This is a genomic window from uncultured Veillonella sp., assembly GCF_963551295.1.
Classification (GTDB): Bacteria; Bacillota; Negativicutes; order Veillonellales; family Veillonellaceae; genus Veillonella.
In genome coordinates, this window is the sequence record NZ_CAUVFT010000036.1 from 1 (window position 1) to 17,852 (window position 17,852).

Annotated in this window: 18 protein-coding genes; 7 read left to right on the top strand and 11 right to left on the bottom strand. The window is 37.8% G+C overall.

Annotation, left to right across the window (positions count from 1 at the left end):
* Positions 1–922, top strand: a 922-nt coding sequence (locus RYO55_RS08725; protein WP_314985127.1) for an LL-diaminopimelate aminotransferase, incomplete at its 5' end; no start/stop codon positions are given.
* A gap of 243 nt (positions 923–1,165) precedes the next feature.
* Here the strand turns inward: RYO55_RS08725 and RYO55_RS08730 are convergent.
* Entirely contained in the window at positions 1,166–3,388 is a 2,223-nt protein-coding gene (locus RYO55_RS08730) for an autotransporter outer membrane beta-barrel domain-containing protein (RefSeq protein WP_314985129.1), read from the bottom strand.
* A 292-nt stretch (positions 3,389–3,680) separates the two neighbouring features.
* Between RYO55_RS08730 and RYO55_RS08735 the strand changes: the two genes are divergently transcribed.
* From RYO55_RS08735 to RYO55_RS08750, 4 genes are all read left to right on the top strand, one after another.
* A complete protein-coding gene (locus RYO55_RS08735; RefSeq protein WP_314985131.1) occupies positions 3,681–4,652 on the top strand; it encodes a diaminopimelate dehydrogenase in 972 nt (323 codons plus the stop codon).
* A 206-nt stretch (positions 4,653–4,858) separates the two neighbouring features.
* Entirely contained in the window at positions 4,859–5,959 is a 1,101-nt protein-coding gene (locus RYO55_RS08740; RefSeq protein ID WP_314985133.1) for an ABC transporter substrate-binding protein, read from the top strand.
* A 13-nt stretch (positions 5,960–5,972) separates the two neighbouring features.
* Positions 5,973–6,980 (top strand): iron ABC transporter permease, encoded by a 1,008-nt coding sequence (locus RYO55_RS08745; RefSeq protein ID WP_314985134.1) that lies wholly within the window; start codon positions 5,973–5,975, stop codon positions 6,978–6,980.
* Complete coding sequence (locus RYO55_RS08750) at positions 6,977–7,753, top strand: ABC transporter ATP-binding protein (protein ID WP_314985135.1); 777 nt, start codon at positions 6,977–6,979, stop codon at positions 7,751–7,753. The genes RYO55_RS08745 and RYO55_RS08750 overlap by 4 nt, the downstream gene beginning before the upstream one ends.
* A gap of 171 nt (positions 7,754–7,924) precedes the next feature.
* On the opposite strand, the gene RYO55_RS08755 is transcribed toward RYO55_RS08750, so the two are convergent.
* Positions 7,925–9,097 (bottom strand): cyclopropane-fatty-acyl-phospholipid synthase family protein, encoded by a 1,173-nt coding sequence (locus RYO55_RS08755; RefSeq protein WP_314985137.1) that lies wholly within the window; start codon positions 9,095–9,097, stop codon positions 7,925–7,927.
* 352 nt (positions 9,098–9,449) lie between these two features.
* On the opposite strand from RYO55_RS08755, the gene ychF reads away from it, so the two are divergent.
* Positions 9,450–10,556, top strand: a complete 1,107-nt coding sequence (gene ychF / locus RYO55_RS08760; protein WP_314985138.1) for a redox-regulated ATPase YchF — start codon at positions 9,450–9,452, stop codon at positions 10,554–10,556.
* A gap of 78 nt (positions 10,557–10,634) precedes the next feature.
* Here the strand turns inward: ychF and RYO55_RS08765 are convergent, their stop codons facing one another.
* From RYO55_RS08765 to RYO55_RS08795, 7 genes are all read right to left on the bottom strand, one after another.
* Positions 10,635–10,889: a CsbD family protein gene (locus RYO55_RS08765; RefSeq protein WP_399554521.1), complete on the bottom strand. Its 255-nt coding sequence runs from the start codon at positions 10,887–10,889 to the stop codon at positions 10,635–10,637.
* Positions 10,890–10,938: 49 nt separating this feature from the next.
* Entirely contained in the window at positions 10,939–11,175 is a 237-nt protein-coding gene (locus RYO55_RS08770) for a GlsB/YeaQ/YmgE family stress response membrane protein (RefSeq protein ID WP_295817525.1), read from the bottom strand.
* A gap of 157 nt (positions 11,176–11,332) precedes the next feature.
* A complete protein-coding gene (locus RYO55_RS08775; RefSeq protein ID WP_314985140.1) occupies positions 11,333–12,040 on the bottom strand; it encodes an NAD(P)H-dependent oxidoreductase in 708 nt (235 codons plus the stop codon).
* Between the two features lie 104 nt (positions 12,041–12,144).
* On the bottom strand, positions 12,145–12,402 hold the full coding sequence (locus RYO55_RS08780) for a DUF3343 domain-containing protein (RefSeq protein ID WP_314985142.1): 258 nt from the start codon (positions 12,400–12,402) through the stop codon (positions 12,145–12,147).
* 43 nt (positions 12,403–12,445) lie between these two features.
* Entirely contained in the window at positions 12,446–13,045 is a 600-nt protein-coding gene (gene yedF, locus RYO55_RS08785; protein WP_314985143.1) for a sulfurtransferase-like selenium metabolism protein YedF, read from the bottom strand.
* A 116-nt stretch (positions 13,046–13,161) separates the two neighbouring features.
* Positions 13,162–14,193: a selenide, water dikinase SelD gene (gene selD / locus RYO55_RS08790; protein ID WP_314985144.1), complete on the bottom strand. Its 1,032-nt coding sequence runs from the start codon at positions 14,191–14,193 to the stop codon at positions 13,162–13,164.
* 9 nt (positions 14,194–14,202) lie between these two features.
* Positions 14,203–14,406 carry a DUF951 domain-containing protein gene (locus RYO55_RS08795; RefSeq protein ID WP_314985145.1) on the bottom strand — a complete coding sequence of 68 codons (204 nt, stop codon included), beginning with the start codon at positions 14,404–14,406 and terminating at the stop codon, positions 14,203–14,205.
* A 763-nt stretch (positions 14,407–15,169) separates the two neighbouring features.
* On the opposite strand from RYO55_RS08795, the gene rbr reads away from it, so the two are divergent.
* Positions 15,170–15,715, top strand: coding sequence for a rubrerythrin (rbr, locus tag RYO55_RS08800; protein WP_004693830.1), 546 nt, complete (start codon positions 15,170–15,172; stop codon positions 15,713–15,715).
* Positions 15,716–15,956: 241 nt separating this feature from the next.
* Here rbr and thiM read toward each other — a convergent pair whose 3' ends face one another.
* Positions 15,957–17,474 (bottom strand): hydroxyethylthiazole kinase, encoded by a 1,518-nt coding sequence (gene thiM, locus RYO55_RS08805; RefSeq protein ID WP_314985146.1) that lies wholly within the window; start codon positions 17,472–17,474, stop codon positions 15,957–15,959.
* Between the two features lie 13 nt (positions 17,475–17,487).
* Positions 17,488–17,852: bifunctional hydroxymethylpyrimidine kinase/phosphomethylpyrimidine kinase (locus RYO55_RS08810; RefSeq protein ID WP_314985148.1), on the bottom strand; the 365-nt coding region annotated here is incomplete at its 5' end.

Genomic DNA, 17,852 nt, shown 5'->3' on the forward strand with positions numbered 1-17,852 from the left:
CGTTTCCGATGGTGCAAAATCTGACGTTGGTAATATCCAAGAGTTATTCAGCGAAGATAACATCATTGCTATCACAGATCCTGTGTACCCAGTATACTTAGACTCCAACGTTATGGGTGGTCGTACTGGCGAAGCTGTAGAAGGCATCTTCCAAAAGGTTGTATACCTCCCTACTTACGCTAAAAACAACTTCTCTCCAGAATTCCCGTCTGAACGAGTAGACATCGTATATCTTTGCTCGCCTAACAATCCCACTGGTACTGTTTTAAGCCGTGCTCGTTTAGCAGAATGGATCAAATGGTGTAAAGACAATGATGCCATTTTGATGTTTGACTCCGCTTACGAAGCTTTCATCAGCACAGAAGATACTGTAAAATCCATCTACGAAATTGAAGGTGCTCGAGAAGTAGCTATCGAGTTCCGGTCCTTCTCCAAAACTGCAGGTTTCACTGGTACACGTTGTGCTTATGCAGTAGTACCTAAAGAGGTCACTGGCAAAACTAAATCTGGTGAACGCCAACCGCTAAACCCTATGTGGAACCGTCGTCAATGTACTAAATTCAATGGTGTTCCTTACATCATCCAGCGTGGTGCAGAAGCAGTATACACAAAAGAAGGACGTGAACAAACACGTGCAAACATTGCGTACTATAAAGAAAATGCCCGCATCATCAAAGAAGGTCTTGAATCTATCGGCCTTACTGTATATGGCGGTGTGGACGCTCCATATATTTGGCTTAAAACGCCTGGCAATATGACTAGCTGGGAATTATTTGACATCTTACTCGAACAAGTTCAAATCGTCTCTACACCAGGCTCTGGCTTTGGTCCTCACGGCGAAGGGTACCTTCGTTTAACAGCATTCGGTAGCCGTGAAAATACAATTCGTGCCGTTGAAAGAATCAAAACATTACAGTTCTAATATAATAATGTCTATATTTGGTTTTAGATTTATATTTAGCTTACATTTAATCTGGAATATATGATTTATAGTAGTTTATATCTATAAAACCAAAAGACCGACTACAGTCCTTCACTAGGAATGTAGTCGGTCTTTTTTATATACCCTTACATATATGAATATTTGATTCCAGTATTCCTTAACACTATAGTACTAACAAATAACATTCCCATAATTATTTGTCTCTACTATATTTACCATTACTTAAAAGTTATGCCGAATCCCTGCGTCAATGCGATAGGAATTGTCTACGGTAGCACCAAAATTTTTAGTGAAAGTCCCATAAATATATGTATTAGGACGTACGCTCCATGAGCCACCTAGTTCAAGATCAAGCCATGTGTCTTTCAAGTTCACTTCACTACCCGTGGTTGGCTCACCGGCCATGCTATAAGTAGATTTCATTTTGCCAGAAAATTCATGAGCTAATGCTGCTTTGAGGAAGATATTGCTGTTCTTACTTTCCTTGCCAATGCCTACACCAATACGACCGATAACGGAATTTACCGCATCAGAGTTAATGTGTACTATGCTATCCGTATTTGTACGAGCATCAAAGTTTACACCAGACAAGCGACTAAACGTCAATTCTGCGTTAGGATCGATATAAAAACCATTGTCTTTCTTAATCCGTTTACCATATTCAACACTCAAAGAGGTACCTGTATTGCGGTAATCACCGCTCAAGCTTATGCCCAAGCTATTGCGTACGGTGAAATCATTTTTCAAACGATTTACTTTACCAATAACATCTAAGTAACGACCATCATTGTATTGTTTTGCACCGTATAATGCTAAACCTGCGGTTTTACCGGACCCGGAGCCTAGAGCGTAATCACTATTGCTTGTACCATATAGTAAAGCACCACCAATAGTCCAATCGCCACGCAATGTGTCATAACCAACTTGCGCCATATTGTATGTTTGGTTTACATAGGCGTTGTCTGTAATTTTAGATTTACCGCCAATATATTTTCCCCATACACCATGCTTATTGGGGTTTAATCGTATATCACCGAGGCGACGTTGTAAGTCATTCGTATCAGCTTTCATTTGCATCACAGAGGAAGCTAACGCACTCTTAACACCAGATACAACTTCGCTTTCACGAGTTGTCACGACCGCTTTATCCGTAACGCTAGCCTTACCGTCAACAGCAAAGTTTTCTGTACCAAGCTTAGTAGAATATGAAGGACTAATGAGTCCGGAATGGACTTCAACATTCACATCTAAATTACGTTCACCCTTAGTAAAGCCAGTATATGTTAACTTATTAGCCAACTGCTGCAAAGTGCTACGTGGGTTGTTTACATTTACATATCCTTTAAGAGCATCTGCCGAACTGCGCATAGTCACAGAAGACCCCTTATCAGCATGGTTGATAACAACTTCGCCCTTACCTTGTGCAGCTGCAGGAGCACCCTTTTCGTAATCAATGGCGGTATGACCCGCATAATTATTAATAGTAATTGGTCGTGCGTCTACCGGTTGAATAATACCTTGACTCGCTATATCCTTACCACCAATAAAATGTTCTACACGGCTACCAGTATATAAATAGTTTGCATTATTAGGACGACCTTGTGTAGGATATACGCGCTCAGCGCCTAACCATTCATTGCGCCAGGTCGCACCATTTTGTAAATACAATCGCAAACCACCATGATACGGATTATTATTGCTTTCATCAAATTCATTCAACACACCACCTATTAATTTAGAATTTGGTGTTGTTAAGCCTAAAGAGATTTCAGAGCCATGGTTATGAGGGTTCTTTTCAATACCATAGTTTTTATCTAAAAATCCTATATTACCGTACATCTTCACATCATTAGAGCCTGGTTGTAAGCCATCCATACCCGTATTTACATATACAAAGCCTTCTTCAGATAATGCAGAATAGGTATCAGAGGTATCTAAAGGATATGTTTTTACATCGGCCCCACCTAATATGCGAATATATCCATCTTTATTAGCTTGCAAACCAACGCCAACAGCATCGATTTTAGCATTTCCTTTTACGGTGACTCGAGTATCATCGTTATTGCCATCACTAGTAAGTCCACCATAACCAGCATAGATACCGCTCATGTAATAATGTGCCAAATCAGGTCTACGTTTCGCACCACTTTCTGCAGGTGCTGGATTTTTAACTGTTACGGTTACATTTTTATCGATAGCGACTTGTGTCCCATCAAGAGCATAAATACCTGTAACATTATTATGATATTTTGTACCATTCACACCTAAGCCTGATACATTAACAGTTAAGTCATCTGTATAATGTCTCTTTTCCCCCCACAAATTAAGACCAATAGATTTTCCGTCTGTATGACTTTCCACAGTTGTGGCTGATACCATGGTAAAAGCATTAGCACCTGTTACGATTAATGCAGCAATAACAGCAGCTTTTACATTTCTTCTCATGTTATACCTCCTCTAACATTTCAATTATGAACATAACTAGCTAACATAACCAATTTAATTGTATCTAGGTTCGGGGTATATGTGTCAATTTATACTCATATGATTTTTTATTTGTCCCCTATAACAACACGCTATGTATCGATATAGTTGTGCACAAATTACTTGTTTAAATTAGATATTAATTATTCTCTATACCATCTAATAAATTCTATAGAAAAATATTAAAAGCTATTAATTTTATGCTATAATAAATATGTTAATTATTAAATTTCAACTTATATAGGAGGCTAATATGAATATTCGTATTGGTATCGTTGGTTACGGCAACTTAGCTCGTGGCGTAGAAGCATCTGTTCAGTTACAACCTGATATGGAGCTCATCGGCGTATTCTCTCGCCGTCAAGGTATTGAAACTGTATCTGGTGTACCTACTTACACGATGGAAGATATTCCTAACTTTAAAGGCAAAATCGATGTAATGGTTCTTTGTGGTGGTTCTGCAACAGATCTTATCGAACAAACACCGATGGTAACAAAATACTTTAACTGTATTGATTCCTTCGATACACATGCACGTATTCCTGAACACTTCGCTAATGTAGACAAAGTAGCTAAAGAAGCCAAAACTGCTACATTAATTTCTTGTGGTTGGGATCCAGGCATGTTCTCTTTGCAACGTGTTTACGCGGAAGCAATCTTGCCAAAAGGTAAATCCTACACATTCTGGGGCCGCGGTGTATCCCAAGGCCATTCCGATGCCATTCGTCGTATCGATGGTGTTCTTGACGCTCGTCAATACACTGTTCCTAAAGAACAATACCTTGAAGCTATCCGCAATGGTGAAACTCCAGATGTTGATGGCTACAAAGGTCACCTTCGTGAGTGCTACGTAGTAGCTGCTCCTGATGCAGACAAAGCTAAAATTGAAAATGAAATTAAAACTATGGAAAACTACTTCGTAGGTTATGAAACAGTAGTAAACTTCATTTCTCAAGAAGAACTTGATCGCAACCACAAAGGCATTCCACATGGTGGCTTCGTTCTTCGCTCTGGTGAAAGCACAGAAGGCACACGTCACGTTATCGAGTACTCCTTGAAACTTGACTCCAACCCTGAATTCACAGGCTCTGCACTTGTTGCTTACGCTCGTGGTATCTACCGTCTTGCTAAACATGGCGGCACAGGTTGCTACACTGTATTCGATATTCCACCAGCTTGGATCTCTACACAATCCGCTGCGGACTTAAGAGCACATTCTCTATAATAGAGCGAGGTCCTCATCGACTTAATAGATGAGGGCCTTTTTTTATACCCCAAAAATACTATCAGAAACTCTATTACCGGATATTTTCTACATATTTTAACTTTATAATATTCTTCTATATGTACATAAAAATTAGGAATTAGAAGTTTATTTTTTAAAATGCTAGGATAAGTTTATTTAATTTATATCCATCATGGAGGTGCCGTATGAAACTGAAAAATTTTATACACAATAGTCTTATGGCAGGATTATTAATATGCCCGTTACTATTTGCCGGTTGTACTAATTCTGTTGGTCCAAACGATACAACCAAAGACAATATAAAAGTCGTTACAGATTTAACTGGTACAGACGTATCTATGAAGAAAGAAATTAATCGTATCGCTATCGTCCCTATCCCTTGGACCTCTATTGTATATGCAGTTGATGGTAGTGATAAAAAAATAGTAGGCATACATCCATCAGCTAAAAAATCATATGAAGCTAGTATATTTAAGACGTTAGCTCCTGATTTAGAAAATGTTAACTCATCATTTGTAGACAACAATTTCAATGTTAATTTTGAAGAAGTTGCTAAGTTAAAGCCTGATGTCGTCATCATTTGGGATTATCAACCAGAAGTAGCAAAAAAACTTAAAGAGCTAGGTATACCTGCTGTATCCATAAAGTATGGAACATTGGAAGATATTCAAAACGGAATTCGTCTGTTAGGCAAGATTCTAGATAAACCGGAACAAGCCGAAGCCTTAATCTCATACCATAAAGATTCAGAAGCATATTTTAAACAAAAAAATGCTTCTGTGTTACCAAATAAGCCGAAAGTATTATATTTGCAAAATAAGAATCTAACTGTCGCGGGGAACAATTCAGTCAATCAACTCATGATTACTATGACAGGTGGTGAAAATGCTGCAAAAGATACAAAAGGTAGCTGGACTAAAGTCTCAATGGAAGAAATCATGACCTGGGATCCAGATATAATTATATTAAGCAACTTTGATTCCATTAGACCTGATGATATTTATCAGGATAAGCTTGAAGGTCAAAATTGGAGTAACATAAAAGCAGTAAAAACGCATCGAGTTTATAAAGCACCTATGGGAATCTATCGTTGGGATGCACCTAATGTAGAAACACCATTAATGATGAAATGGATGGGACAACTCATTCAACCTGATACTTTTAATGACTATATATTACGTGACGATTTAAAACAGTTTTACAATACCTTCTACCATTACAATCTCACAGATAGTGAAATTAATACCATCTTAAATATTTCTATAAATAACACTCCCACATTTTAACTAAGGAGTAATCATGAGATCTCAAAATAAATATCTAGTTATATTTTTCTGCCTTTTAGTATTTCTCGCTCTTACTGTATTAATATCCTTAATGACTGGGCGATATATGCTAATGCCCACACAAGTTATAAATATTTTATCAAACGGAAGCTCTGCAGCTGCATTTGATATGGAATCCGCCGTAATTTGGAATCTTCGTATTCCTCGAATTTTACTAAACATACTTGTCGGTGGAGCTCTTGCAATAGCTGGAACCGTTTTTCAAGGTATTTTCAGAAATCCATTAGTCAGTCCGGATATATTAGGTGTCAGTTCTGGTGCAGCCTTCGGCGCTGCACTGGGAATATTAATTTCCGGAATAAATATATACGCTACGGGATTTGCACTTATCTTTGGTATTGCCAGTGTTTGCCTCACATATAGTCTAGCTCGACTAAGAAATCAAATCACATCATTATCACTGGTTTTATCAGGAATGATTGTTTCTGCTATTTTCGGAGCATTGATAGCTTTAATTAAATATGTAGCTGATCCATATGACAAATTACCGGCAATCACATATTGGTTAATGGGTAGTTTTTCTACAGCTTCCTACGAAAATGTTTCACTCGTCTCTATTCCTATCATCTTTGGATGCGCTGTGCTATACTTTTTACGTTGGAAAATCAACATTCTCTCTATGGGAGATGAGGAAGCTACAGCGCTTGGAGTGAACCCTTTTAAGTTACGCCTAATTATTATTGCTATGGCCACGTTAATAACTGCAGCCTGCGTAACCATCACAGGAATAATCGGTTGGGTAGGACTTGTCATTCCACATATTTGTCGCATGTTAATAGGTGTAGATCATCAGAAACTACTTCCTATCTCCATCATTGTCGGAGCTATTTTCATGATTATCGTGGATTTAATCGCACGCTCAGCTATTGCTGCAGAAATCCCAATAGGAATAATCACCGCCTTAGTAGGGGCCCCATTCTTTGCTTGTCTTTTTTACCGAACACGAGGTGATTGGAAATGATTTTTGAATTGAGAAACGGCTCATTTGCTTATAATAAAAAAGATTATATTTTCAAAGACATTTCTTTCACAATAAAATCGGGCGAAATATTGACTATTTTAGGCAGGAACGGGATTGGAAAAACAACATTAGTAAAATGTATCTCCCGTATACAGCAGTTACAAGAAGGCAACATATACATAAATAATCAACTAGTTAAACCCCATGATAATGCTCCTATTGGCTATGTTCCGCAAGCAAGAGAATTATCATTTCCTTATACGGTAGAAGAAATCGTATTAATGGGACGCAGTAGACATATTGGTATGTTTTCTGTACCTACAGATAAAGACTATGAAATAGTCCACTCTGTCCTAAAAAGAATAGGTATTTCCTCACTCGCTTCCAAAACAGCATCAAGCTTAAGTGGAGGTCAGTTGCAATTGGCATTTATTGCCAGAGCACTAGCGAGTGAACCACAACTGCTCATTATGGACGAACCAGAATCACATTTAGATTTTAAAAATCAGTATACCATGCTTTCACTTATTCGAAACATCGTAGATGAATCTAATCTTGCTTGCATTATGAACACACATTATCCTGATCATGCACTTCAAATATCTGATAAAACTTTAATGCTAAAACCTAATAACTATATTTTAGGTACCACCAAGAATACTATAACAGAAAATAATCTGAATGATTTCTTTGATGTTCGTACCAAAATCATTGTAGGAAAAGAGGATAATAATTCTTATTCAGGGTTTATAGTACTTGGCACTAAAGAATGATAAAGTTTTTTTACAATTATATATGATATTCATTTAATAAAATATTTAACTAAACTTACAGAACGTGCTTTCGATAATCTACAAATATAAAATAGTTACAATGCCGCTAATTAAAAGAGACCATCTTAAGATGGTCTCTTTTTTGTCCTATAAGTCTATTTTTACTCTTACTTAATACCAACGTGTTAATGGCAACTCGTTCGTAACACCTTTTGTCATCAGAATTTGATGCAAGTCCATATTCCCGATGTAGAAACCTGCCGCACATCCACAAAGATACAGATCCCACATGCGTACGAATTCACTCCCTCGTTTCGCCTCTACTTGCTCACGGACGCCTTGGAAATTGTTATACCAATGCATTAAAGTCTTATAATAGTGATACCGTAAACTTTCAACATCGATGACATTCATATCATAGTCATAAGCGAGGCTGACCATTTCGCGAAGGGACGGCAAACATCCGCCTGGGAAGATATATTTACGAATCCAGGCACTTGTTTCCTTTTCAGAGGGGTCACTGATGTAATGAAGCAGGAACAAACCACCGTCTTTAAGCATATCCGATGCGTCCTCCATATACATAGGAAAATTAGGCCGACCTACATGTTCAAGCATGCCGATGCTGACAATACGGTCAAAGGTACGTCCGGAAGCAGCTACGTCACGATAATCTATAAGTTCAATCTCAACTTGTCCTTCAAGACCATATTCTTTAATGCGTTCCTGCCCTTTTTTCCATTGTTCTTCGGAAAGAGTACACCCATATCCCTTAACACCGTATTTACGAGCCGCCTCAATGAGAAGAAATCCCCAACCGCAACCGATATCAAGTAAAGTCATCCCTTCTTTTAAATATAATTTATCAAGAATATGATGCACCTTTTGATATTGCGCATCTTTGAGACTATCATTCTCATGCTTAAAATACGCACAGGAATAGCTCATGGTTTCATCAAGCCATAATTTATAAAACTCATTGCCTAAATCATAATGGGAGGATACTTGTTGTTTTTGATCTTTCTTTTTAAGACCTGCATTAAAGAGCGAACTAAGTACCTTCCGATTGATAAAGTCCTTTCCTACATAACCAAGAACTACACAAAGGGCTTTAAATAAATCCCCTTCAATTTCAATATCTTTACGCATATACGCTTCACCGAGGGCGAGCTCTGCGGATATTAACAAATCCTTATTGGGAATATCGCGATTAACGATGACAGTAAACTCGGATTCTCCGTCACCGATTGTATATTCATTATCTCCAATTTTTACGGTAAAACAATAATCATTGAAACGTTCTAAATAATGGACTAAAAAACTATCAAATAGTTTGGAAAACATACTTAACTTCCTTTCCTATTAGCTTTCACAATATAGTTTTAGAAATATCTATATTAACATGATTGGATACATTCTATACCCTATTAATATATACACCTATAAATTATATCTATATAGTTACAGCGAATAAAAATCTATATTAATCCTATATTTAATATGAACTTATCACATTTTTTAAGTAATATATTTAACTCTATTTATATTATAGCACTTTGAAATAATCTATTTTATATTTATTGAGTATTTCCATCCTATTAGTATGGTATAATATTTATTTGATAAGGTTTATAACAAACTATTGCGATAAACTTTCACAAAGAACGAAATCAATGTTTTAATAAAAGGTGGTACCATGAGCACAAATTTAGAAGTAGGCATCGTAGGCCTTCCAAATGTTGGTAAAAGTACATTATTCAACGCTATTACAAAAGCAGGCGCTGAAGCTGCCAACTATCCATTCTGTACAATCGAGCCAAACGTAGGTGTCGTTGATGTTCCAGACAATCGTTTAGCTGTATTAGCTGAAATGTTTGGTTCCAAACGCATTCTTCCTGCAGCTATGCGTTTCGTAGATATTGCAGGTCTCGTTGAAGGTGCCTCTAAGGGTGAAGGCTTAGGGAATAAATTTCTTAGCCATATTCGCCAAGTAGATGCCATTGCACAAGTTATTCGTTGCTTCGATGACCCTAATATCACTCACGTAGCAGGTTCCATCGATCCAATTCGCGACATTGAAATCATTAATACTGAGCTCTGCCTTGCTGACCTTGAATCCGTAGAAAAACGCAAACAACGTATCGAGAAAATCGCTAAATCTGGCGACAAAGACGCTCGTGCGGAATTGCCATTGTTAGAGCGCATCATCGAAGGTCTTGGCGAAGCTAAACCAGTTCGTGCACAAGGCCTTAACGAAGACGAATTAGAAATGATCAAAGAATTATCTTTGCTCACTGCTAAACCATCCCTATTTGTAGCTAACGTATCTGAAGACGAAGTAGCTGATTACTCCGCTAACGAACACGTAAAACGCGTTGAAGAATACGCTAAAAATGAAGGTGCTGGCATTGTTGTAGTTTCTGCTCGCATCGAGTCTGAAATCGCTGAATTATCCGACGAAGAATCCGCTGCATTCCTTGAAGATCTCGGTCTTGAAGAATCCGGCTTAACTAAACTTATCAAAGCAAGCTATGCTCTGTTAGGCCTCATTAACTACTTCACAGCTGGCGAAATGGAAGCGCGCGCCTGGACAATCGTAAACGGTACAAAAGCTCCTCAGGCAGCTGGTAAAATCCACTCTGATATCGAAAAAGGCTTTATTCGTGCTGAAATCGTATCCTTCGATGACTTACAAGCTTGCGGTAGCCAAAACGCGGCTAAAGAAAAAGGCCTTGTACGCCTTGAAGGTAAAGAGTACGTTATGAAAGACGGCGATGTAACACACTTCCGCTTCAACGTATAAACAAATTTATATAACAAAAACCAGTAAATCCTATGATTTACTGGTTTTTTATTGCTAATTATAGCCTGTTATTTAAAATTATTTATCGTCTTTATGGAAAGCATTTTTGACGCCACTAATCGCACCGTCTACAGCATCTTTAACATCTTCAGCTGTTTTTTTGAGATCTTCAGCAACATCATGTGCAACGTCTTTAACTTTTGCAGCTGTATTTTCTACAGCACCTTCTGCTTCCAATTTTTTGTCACCAGTTAATTTACCTGCATTTTCTTTTAATGCACCTTTAGCTTGGTTTAATTTATCATCTAATGCCATTATTATGGATCCTTTCATGTAAAATCCTTTTAGCTATGTTAGCTATATATTTACAAAGAAATTGCTATCATTTCTTTCCGAAGAAAAACGAAACAACAGCAACAACAATTACTGCACCTAAAACAGAAGGAATTAATGCCATACCAGCAAGACTTGGTCCCCATGTGCCAAATATTGCTTGACCTACCGACGAACCAATTAAGCCAGCAACAACATTGGCAATGATACCCATTGCACCACCTTTGTTAGTGATAGCACCTGCTAGAAAACCGATAAAACCACCAACGATAATTGACCATAACATATGATCACTCCTTCCTATTTAATCAATATATTTATAATATCCTACCAAATTATACAGGCTTTATAAATATTATAAATAATCTGTATATTTATAATATATCATTCATTTCTAAAGATTAAATGAAGGAATTTGATATAGTTATAAAAGTCGCAATCAATTAAACTACGGTAACAATTTCATCCATTGTACGGCGTGTTTTATTTCGATGTGGCTCTTCATCACGATAGCCAAATGCGGCCATCACAGCAATGCCAAAGTGCTTCGTATCAAAGAGACCTAATTCATCGCCTAAGAGGGCTGTCATCTTATCTTGATTGAAGCCTTCTAGCGCACAGGAGTCAAGACCTTCATAGGCAGCCATAGTCATCATATTCGCCATAACGATATACACTTGTTTGGAAGACCAATCAAAAGCAGCACGTTCAGACTCAAATGTTTTATAGTCTTCCGTAGTAAACTGAGCATATTTTTCTTTATAAATAGCATCTACTTCAGCAGGTAATTGTTTAACCTCCTCTTGAATGTAGCGTACATAAGGAGAATCAAATTCCAAATCTACCTTTTTACGTGTTAAGAACACTACAAAATGACTTGCTTCAAGGCCAGCTTGAATGCCCCAACCATGAGCTTTCATCTTTTCACGAATCTCTGGGTTTTGAACGACTAATAACTGATACGCCTCAAAGCCTAGGGATGTTGGAGACAAACGCGCTGCCTGTAAGATAGCATTCCAGTCTTCATCACTAATCTTTTTAGTACTATCAAATTTCTTACATGCATAACGATAGGTCATAGCATACTCTAAATCTTTTCGATCAAATTTAGGGGCCGTTAATTTTATATTATCTATTTCATACTTACTCATATGTACCTCCATAATTGATAAAAAATATCATATTCCTATAGTACCACACTCACCGTTCAAATTATATGAAGATTAACACTAAAACCAAAAAGCCTAGACATTGTCTAGGCTTTATATGGTATAGCTAGCTCACCTTTTTCGTACCAAAAGAGGCCAGATGTACTAATCTTATGTTCTTTAAAAATAATCTGAACCTGCTCTACAATACTTGGGTCTATTTGCACAGACAAACCACACATATCATAAAGCTCTGGAGGTGTAGCCATCAATTGATGAGGCACCTCTAATTCTGTTAATACCTTGTCTGCTTTATCGCCAAAATAATAGGACGTAAAGACGACTAGTAATTTTTTATTTTCCAATGCGCCACACCTGTTTTAAGTTATCTCATAAAGTCAGGGACAATTATAGTTTTATAATATTATCGCCTAAAATAGAATCTGTAATAGCATACATATTTGTAATGCTACCTACGCCAAGCTCTTCTTTTACCCCATAGAAATCAAGACAAATACCACATGCTGCAATCTCAACACCAAAATCAGCTAGTTTTTTAATATTTTCTAAATGAACCGAATCATTTACAACCATCTTAACACTGCTGTTAATAAAATAAATTTTAGCAGGTTTCACATCCGCTTCAAGCATGCACACCCAGAAGGTTTTCATCAAATTGCGACCAAGCTCTTCACTTCCTTCACCAAGGTAATCCTTTGTCATCAAAACGACGCGATTACCATAGTTCAAGGGCTCACAACTAACTTCAGTTACCGGATTCGCATTAGGTGTCAGTGTAAGATAGAAATCCTTACCATCTTGGCGAACTTCCACACCATAGCCACGAGATTTACCAAACTTCTCAACATTATCGCGACTCACCTCATTATTTACAATAGTTGTAATAATGGCACTTGGATTCGCATCACTTACCTTCTTAGTTTCAATAACAGGTTTTGGACATAAACTACCGCGCACATCTACAGTTAATTCCTTTGTATTGCTCATTATGCACCTCTTTATATACATTATATGTTTTATGAAAGTATCAGCTATCAGCTAATAATATTTTATATAAATAGCTAAACCAATACGATATTATACATTACTTAACTTTTATGATTTTATTTTGTCACGCGTACAGCAAGACCGCTGAAGCTTTCCACAGCGCCCACAATAGCAGCACAGTCAATACCAGCCTCATGTAACACCTCAACGAGTTGAGTACCTTCGCTAGCAGGAACAGAGAACAGCAACCCACCCGAAGTTTGTGGATCAAATAAAATATCCGTCCATACAAGATCAAGTGTTTTGTCAACATGTACATCGGTTATAGCCTTGCGATTACCATAAGATGCAGCCGGAATTAAGCCCATTTGAGCCGCTTCGATGACATCATCAAAAAGAGGGATATCGTAAGCTTTGATATGAATCGTCACATCAGAAGCACTTGCCATTTCTACGGAGTGCCCCATAAGGCTAAAGCCTGTTACATCTGTACAAGCATGGACTGTAAAGTTATGTGCAAACTCAGCCGCTACACGGTTTAAAGTACTCATACTAGTAACGGCCTGTTCCGTGCCTCCAGGGAATAAATCTGCTTTCAGAGCATTATTCATAATACCTGTACCGATACGCTTTGTTAATACTAGCACATCCCCTACTTGGGCACCTTTATTTTTCCAAATCTGATTTGGATTCACTTGTCCTGTCACAGACATCCCAAAAATAGGTTCCTTATTTTCAATGCTATGTCCACCTACGATAGCTGCACCAGACTCGGCTACAATCGAACCAGCCCCATTTAACACATCCGTCAAAACACCTTGCTCGACGAGAGGAACCGGAAAGCCTACAATATTCATCGCCGTTAAAGGGGTCCCACCCATAGCATAAACATCGCTTAATGCATTGGCAGCTGCAATTTTACCAAATAAAATAGGATCATTAACCATAGGTGTAAAGAAATCTAAGGTTTGCACCAATGCAAAGGTATCAGAGATTTGATATACCCCAGCATCATCGGCACCAGTCATATCTGCGAGAACATGCTCGTTAGTAACGGGTGTTACGGCTTTCAGCACACGGTTCAATATATGAGGCCCAATCTTACACGCACAACCTCCACTTGTCACATAATCGGTAAGTCGTACCATAAGCCCTCCTTACTCATTTTCCGGCAATCGAGATACGATTTTCTTAACTGCCTTTTCAAATTTAGGGCGCGGCATCAAGAGTTGATGACCACAACCATTACATACGACGAGAAAGTCCGTGCCAATACGCTTTACTTCCCACTCGTCACTGCCGCAAGGATGTGATTTTTTCATCTTCACTACATCGCCTACGTAATATCTAACAAATGACATAGCGCCTCCTTTAACTCTAGTCGGTATTTATATATTTATTATACATAAAATAGTTAGTTCTATAAATATATTCTGACTCTATAGTTTAGTCGTCTCTTATATAACTATAGGTATTCACTCTCATTACATACTCTCCTTATATAACGCACGAATTTAAAAGGTCTACCAATCTTATAATTACGACTATAAGATATAGTAAAAAATATTACTTTAAAATCAGCAAAAATTACAAAATTTTTTTACTATACATTACATTTTATGAGAAAATATTAGTACATTGAAAGAAATCAATATCAATAACTAAACAATAATGATTTTTCATTTAGTTATCATTCTCAATATCAAAATAAACATTTTTTATAAATCCCATACTATTCAATCTTTATAAATCCGCATCTTTACTGCATTGATAATATTTATCATTTAGAAAATTTTCGAAATAAATTTTACAAAAAGACTTGCATTTCTCATTTAGTATGTTACAATATAGTCAACAATGATTATTCGTTAAGTATACGGATAACACATTGTATATAAAACTGTTAAGACGGCAAGTGCCGAAACACACAAATAAGTAAGTACTATTTTAAGAGTTAGGCAAGTGTCTATTTAATCTAAGAATAAGTTTTCTTAACTAAGGCGAAGTCGCCCTCGAAATTATAGAATAAGTATTCTATTCCATTGCATTCACAACCAAGTGGTTATGAATATATATGTTAAGTAACAATTTTGAAAATTATCGTAAGTACAAAGGAGTATTAAAATGGCAGAATTAAAAGGTTCTAATACTGAAAAAAATCTTCAAGCAGCATTTGCTGGCGAATCTCAAGCATTCCAAAAATATACATTCTACGCTAGTGCAGCTCGTAAAGCTGGCATGAACGAAATCGCTGACTATTTCGAAGAAACAGCTCACAACGAATCCGCACATGCTAAATTGTGGTTCAAAGCTCTTCATGGTGGCGATATTTCCGCTGATATCGAAGCTAACCTTCGCGATGCAGCAGCTGGTGAAAACTACGAACATACTACAATGTACAAAGAATTCGCTGACGAAGCTGAAAAAGAAGGATTTGCTAAAATCGCTTTCCAAATGCGCGAAGTTGGTAAAATTGAAGCTCGTCATGAAGCTCGTTACCTTGCATTAGCAGCTCAAGTATCCGGTAACAAAGTATTCCACAATGACGAACCAGTAGCTTGGATTTGTGCTAACTGCGGTTATGTACACGTTGGTGAAGAAGCTCCAAAAGTTTGTCCTGTATGTGCACACCCACAAGCTTTCTTCCACCGTTTCGTTGAATCCATCTAATCTGTAAGTACGATACTAATTAAACTAACAACCTGTAAGTACAGATTTTAATGAAACTATACCTGTAAGTACATTTTAAACTTACAGTAAGTACTGACAACTTCCTTAACAAAAAGACGATGACATAAGTCATCGTCTTTTTGTTTGCATTTTTTCTATTTTTTGTTCTATTTACTATAATTTTTATTCCATTACTTTTTATAGTACTTACTATTTACTATCCTAGAATTATAAAGACATATCACTTAATATTATCTACCAAGTATTTAAATTGTTGTGTTGCTTCATATGGATTATCTGCATGAGCAATAGCAGATATTACGGCTACTCCACTGGCACCTGCTTCCAAAACAGACTTTGCGTTATTTAAGGTAATACCCCCGATACCAACGCATGGTAATGTTAAACCTTCTGCTCGTAACTCAGCAATGCGCTCAGGTCCGCACGGCAATTGAGCATCAGGTTTGCTACGTGTAGTATACATAGGGCCTACACCAACACAATCCGCATAAACTACACTGGTCTTATGAAGTTCCTCCACAGAATGAATGGATATACCAACAACCTTATTCCCTACAAGATTACGAACGTCTTCTAAACGCATATCCTCTTGTCCTACGTGAACACCATCAGCGTTAACAGCCACTGCTAAGTCTACATCATCGTTAATAATATAAAGCACATTATACCTGGCACAGATTTCTTTTAACTGCTGAGCTAATTCTAATTTTTCTTGCCCTTCTACTGATCCTATGCCCTTCTCTCTAAATTGGAAGCAGGTCACCCCACCTCGACAAGCAGCTTCAACAATGCCTAGTAAATGGTCTTCATTAAAACCTACATCTTGCGTACCACTAATAAAATATACCTTTAATTGATCGGGCACAACTACGGACCGTATTCGGTTTTCAGATAAAAGCATCGCATCATCGAATTCATATAAGGCATCCAGAAATGCCACACTAAAACTACCAGGTTTTACGCCGCGCGCCTTAACCGCACTTTCACCTGCTAGACCATAGTAAGCCAGTGCATACGCAAGAAACTCACCGATAGGCATGTTATACATGAATGGACAATAGGAACTAAAAAATGCAGCTAACACAGCACCTAATAAACAACCTGTCCCTGTTACCGCTGTCATGATTGGATGGCCATGAAGAACTGCAAATACGCGGATTCCATCGGAAACATAGTCCTCTTCGCCCGTTGCGATGACAGGACAGTTAATTTGGCGCGCAAGACGATACGTTATAATTGCGCTATTTTCAACTTGTTCCCCATCTACGCCCTTACCAGAGAGAGAGCTATCAACTTTATGATTTATATTGAGAGCATCATAGATTGCTTTGATTTCACTTTGGTTACCCCGTAGCAACGAAATAGCATCAGTTTTAATCAAGTCTAAAACTACAGATAATCGATACGCCCCGGCGTGACAGCCCACTGGATCTAAAACAATAGGAACCTCATGTTTCTTCGCCAGTGCTATGGCATCTTTATAGTAACTAACCTTGTCTGGGGTAAGAGTGCCAATATTGATGAGTAGCGCCGATGCATGGGCGATGAGGTCTTTCAAATCTTCGCTACACTCACTCATCACGGGTGATGCACCAATAGCCAGTAAACCATTTGCTGTAAAAGTTCGCACCACATCGTTAGTAATACAAATTACTAGCGGATTTTTCTTGCGCAAGGTTTCTAATATATTTAACGTAGGCCAAAATCGATCTTTCATATAAGGATTTTCATAAGTCATGTAAGTACCTCCATCAACCCTTTTTCAAGAGCTCATCCATCGTTTGAGGCCCATTTGCCATCAGTCCATATGCCATATGATTAACAGGACCACACCCATGCCCGAGCGCAGGATTATGTTTGATAGCAAGGGCGATATAGTCCTTCGCAGTACCAATGGCATCCATTACATCACGCCCTTTGGCAAGCTCTGCCGTAATAACCGCCGAGAAGGTACAGCCCGTACCATGAGTATGCACCGTATCATATTTAGGGCTTGTCCAAATACGAACGCTACCATCCTTAGTGAAAGCATAATCTGTTGCATCTTCGCCGATGTGACCGCCTTTAATGATAACTACTTGAGGTCCTAAGTCCTGTAAGATACGATTCGCCGCTG

Bases quoted from the DNA above. Each gene is read 5' to 3' on its own strand.
- RYO55_RS08730 (WP_314985129.1), bottom strand. From the start codon at position 3,388: ATGAGAAGAAATGTAAAAGCTGCTGTTATTGCTGCATTAATCGTAACA.
- RYO55_RS08735 (WP_314985131.1), top strand. From the start codon at position 3,681: ATGAATATTCGTATTGGTATCGTTGGTTACGGCAACTTAGCTCGTGGC.
- RYO55_RS08740 (WP_314985133.1), top strand. From the start codon at position 4,859: ATGAAACTGAAAAATTTTATACACAATAGTCTTATGGCAGGATTATTA.
- RYO55_RS08745 (WP_314985134.1), top strand. From the start codon at position 5,973: ATGAGATCTCAAAATAAATATCTAGTTATATTTTTCTGCCTTTTAGTA.
- RYO55_RS08750 (WP_314985135.1), top strand. From the start codon at position 6,977: ATGATTTTTGAATTGAGAAACGGCTCATTTGCTTATAATAAAAAAGAT.
- RYO55_RS08755 (WP_314985137.1), bottom strand. From the start codon at position 9,097: ATGTTTTCCAAACTATTTGATAGTTTTTTAGTCCATTATTTAGAACGT.
- ychF (WP_314985138.1), top strand. From the start codon at position 9,450: ATGAGCACAAATTTAGAAGTAGGCATCGTAGGCCTTCCAAATGTTGGT.
- RYO55_RS08765 (WP_399554521.1), bottom strand. From the start codon at position 10,889: ATGAAAGGATCCATAATAATGGCATTAGATGATAAATTAAACCAAGCT.
- RYO55_RS08770 (WP_295817525.1), bottom strand. From the start codon at position 11,175: ATGTTATGGTCAATTATCGTTGGTGGTTTTATCGGTTTTCTAGCAGGT.
- RYO55_RS08775 (WP_314985140.1), bottom strand. From the start codon at position 12,040: ATGAGTAAGTATGAAATAGATAATATAAAATTAACGGCCCCTAAATTT.
- yedF (WP_314985143.1), bottom strand. From the start codon at position 13,045: ATGAGCAATACAAAGGAATTAACTGTAGATGTGCGCGGTAGTTTATGT.
- selD (WP_314985144.1), bottom strand. From the start codon at position 14,193: ATGGTACGACTTACCGATTATGTGACAAGTGGAGGTTGTGCGTGTAAG.
- RYO55_RS08795 (WP_314985145.1), bottom strand. From the start codon at position 14,406: ATGTCATTTGTTAGATATTACGTAGGCGATGTAGTGAAGATGAAAAAA.
- rbr (WP_004693830.1), top strand. From the start codon at position 15,170: ATGGCAGAATTAAAAGGTTCTAATACTGAAAAAAATCTTCAAGCAGCA.
- thiM (WP_314985146.1), bottom strand. From the start codon at position 17,474: ATGACTTATGAAAATCCTTATATGAAAGATCGATTTTGGCCTACGTTA.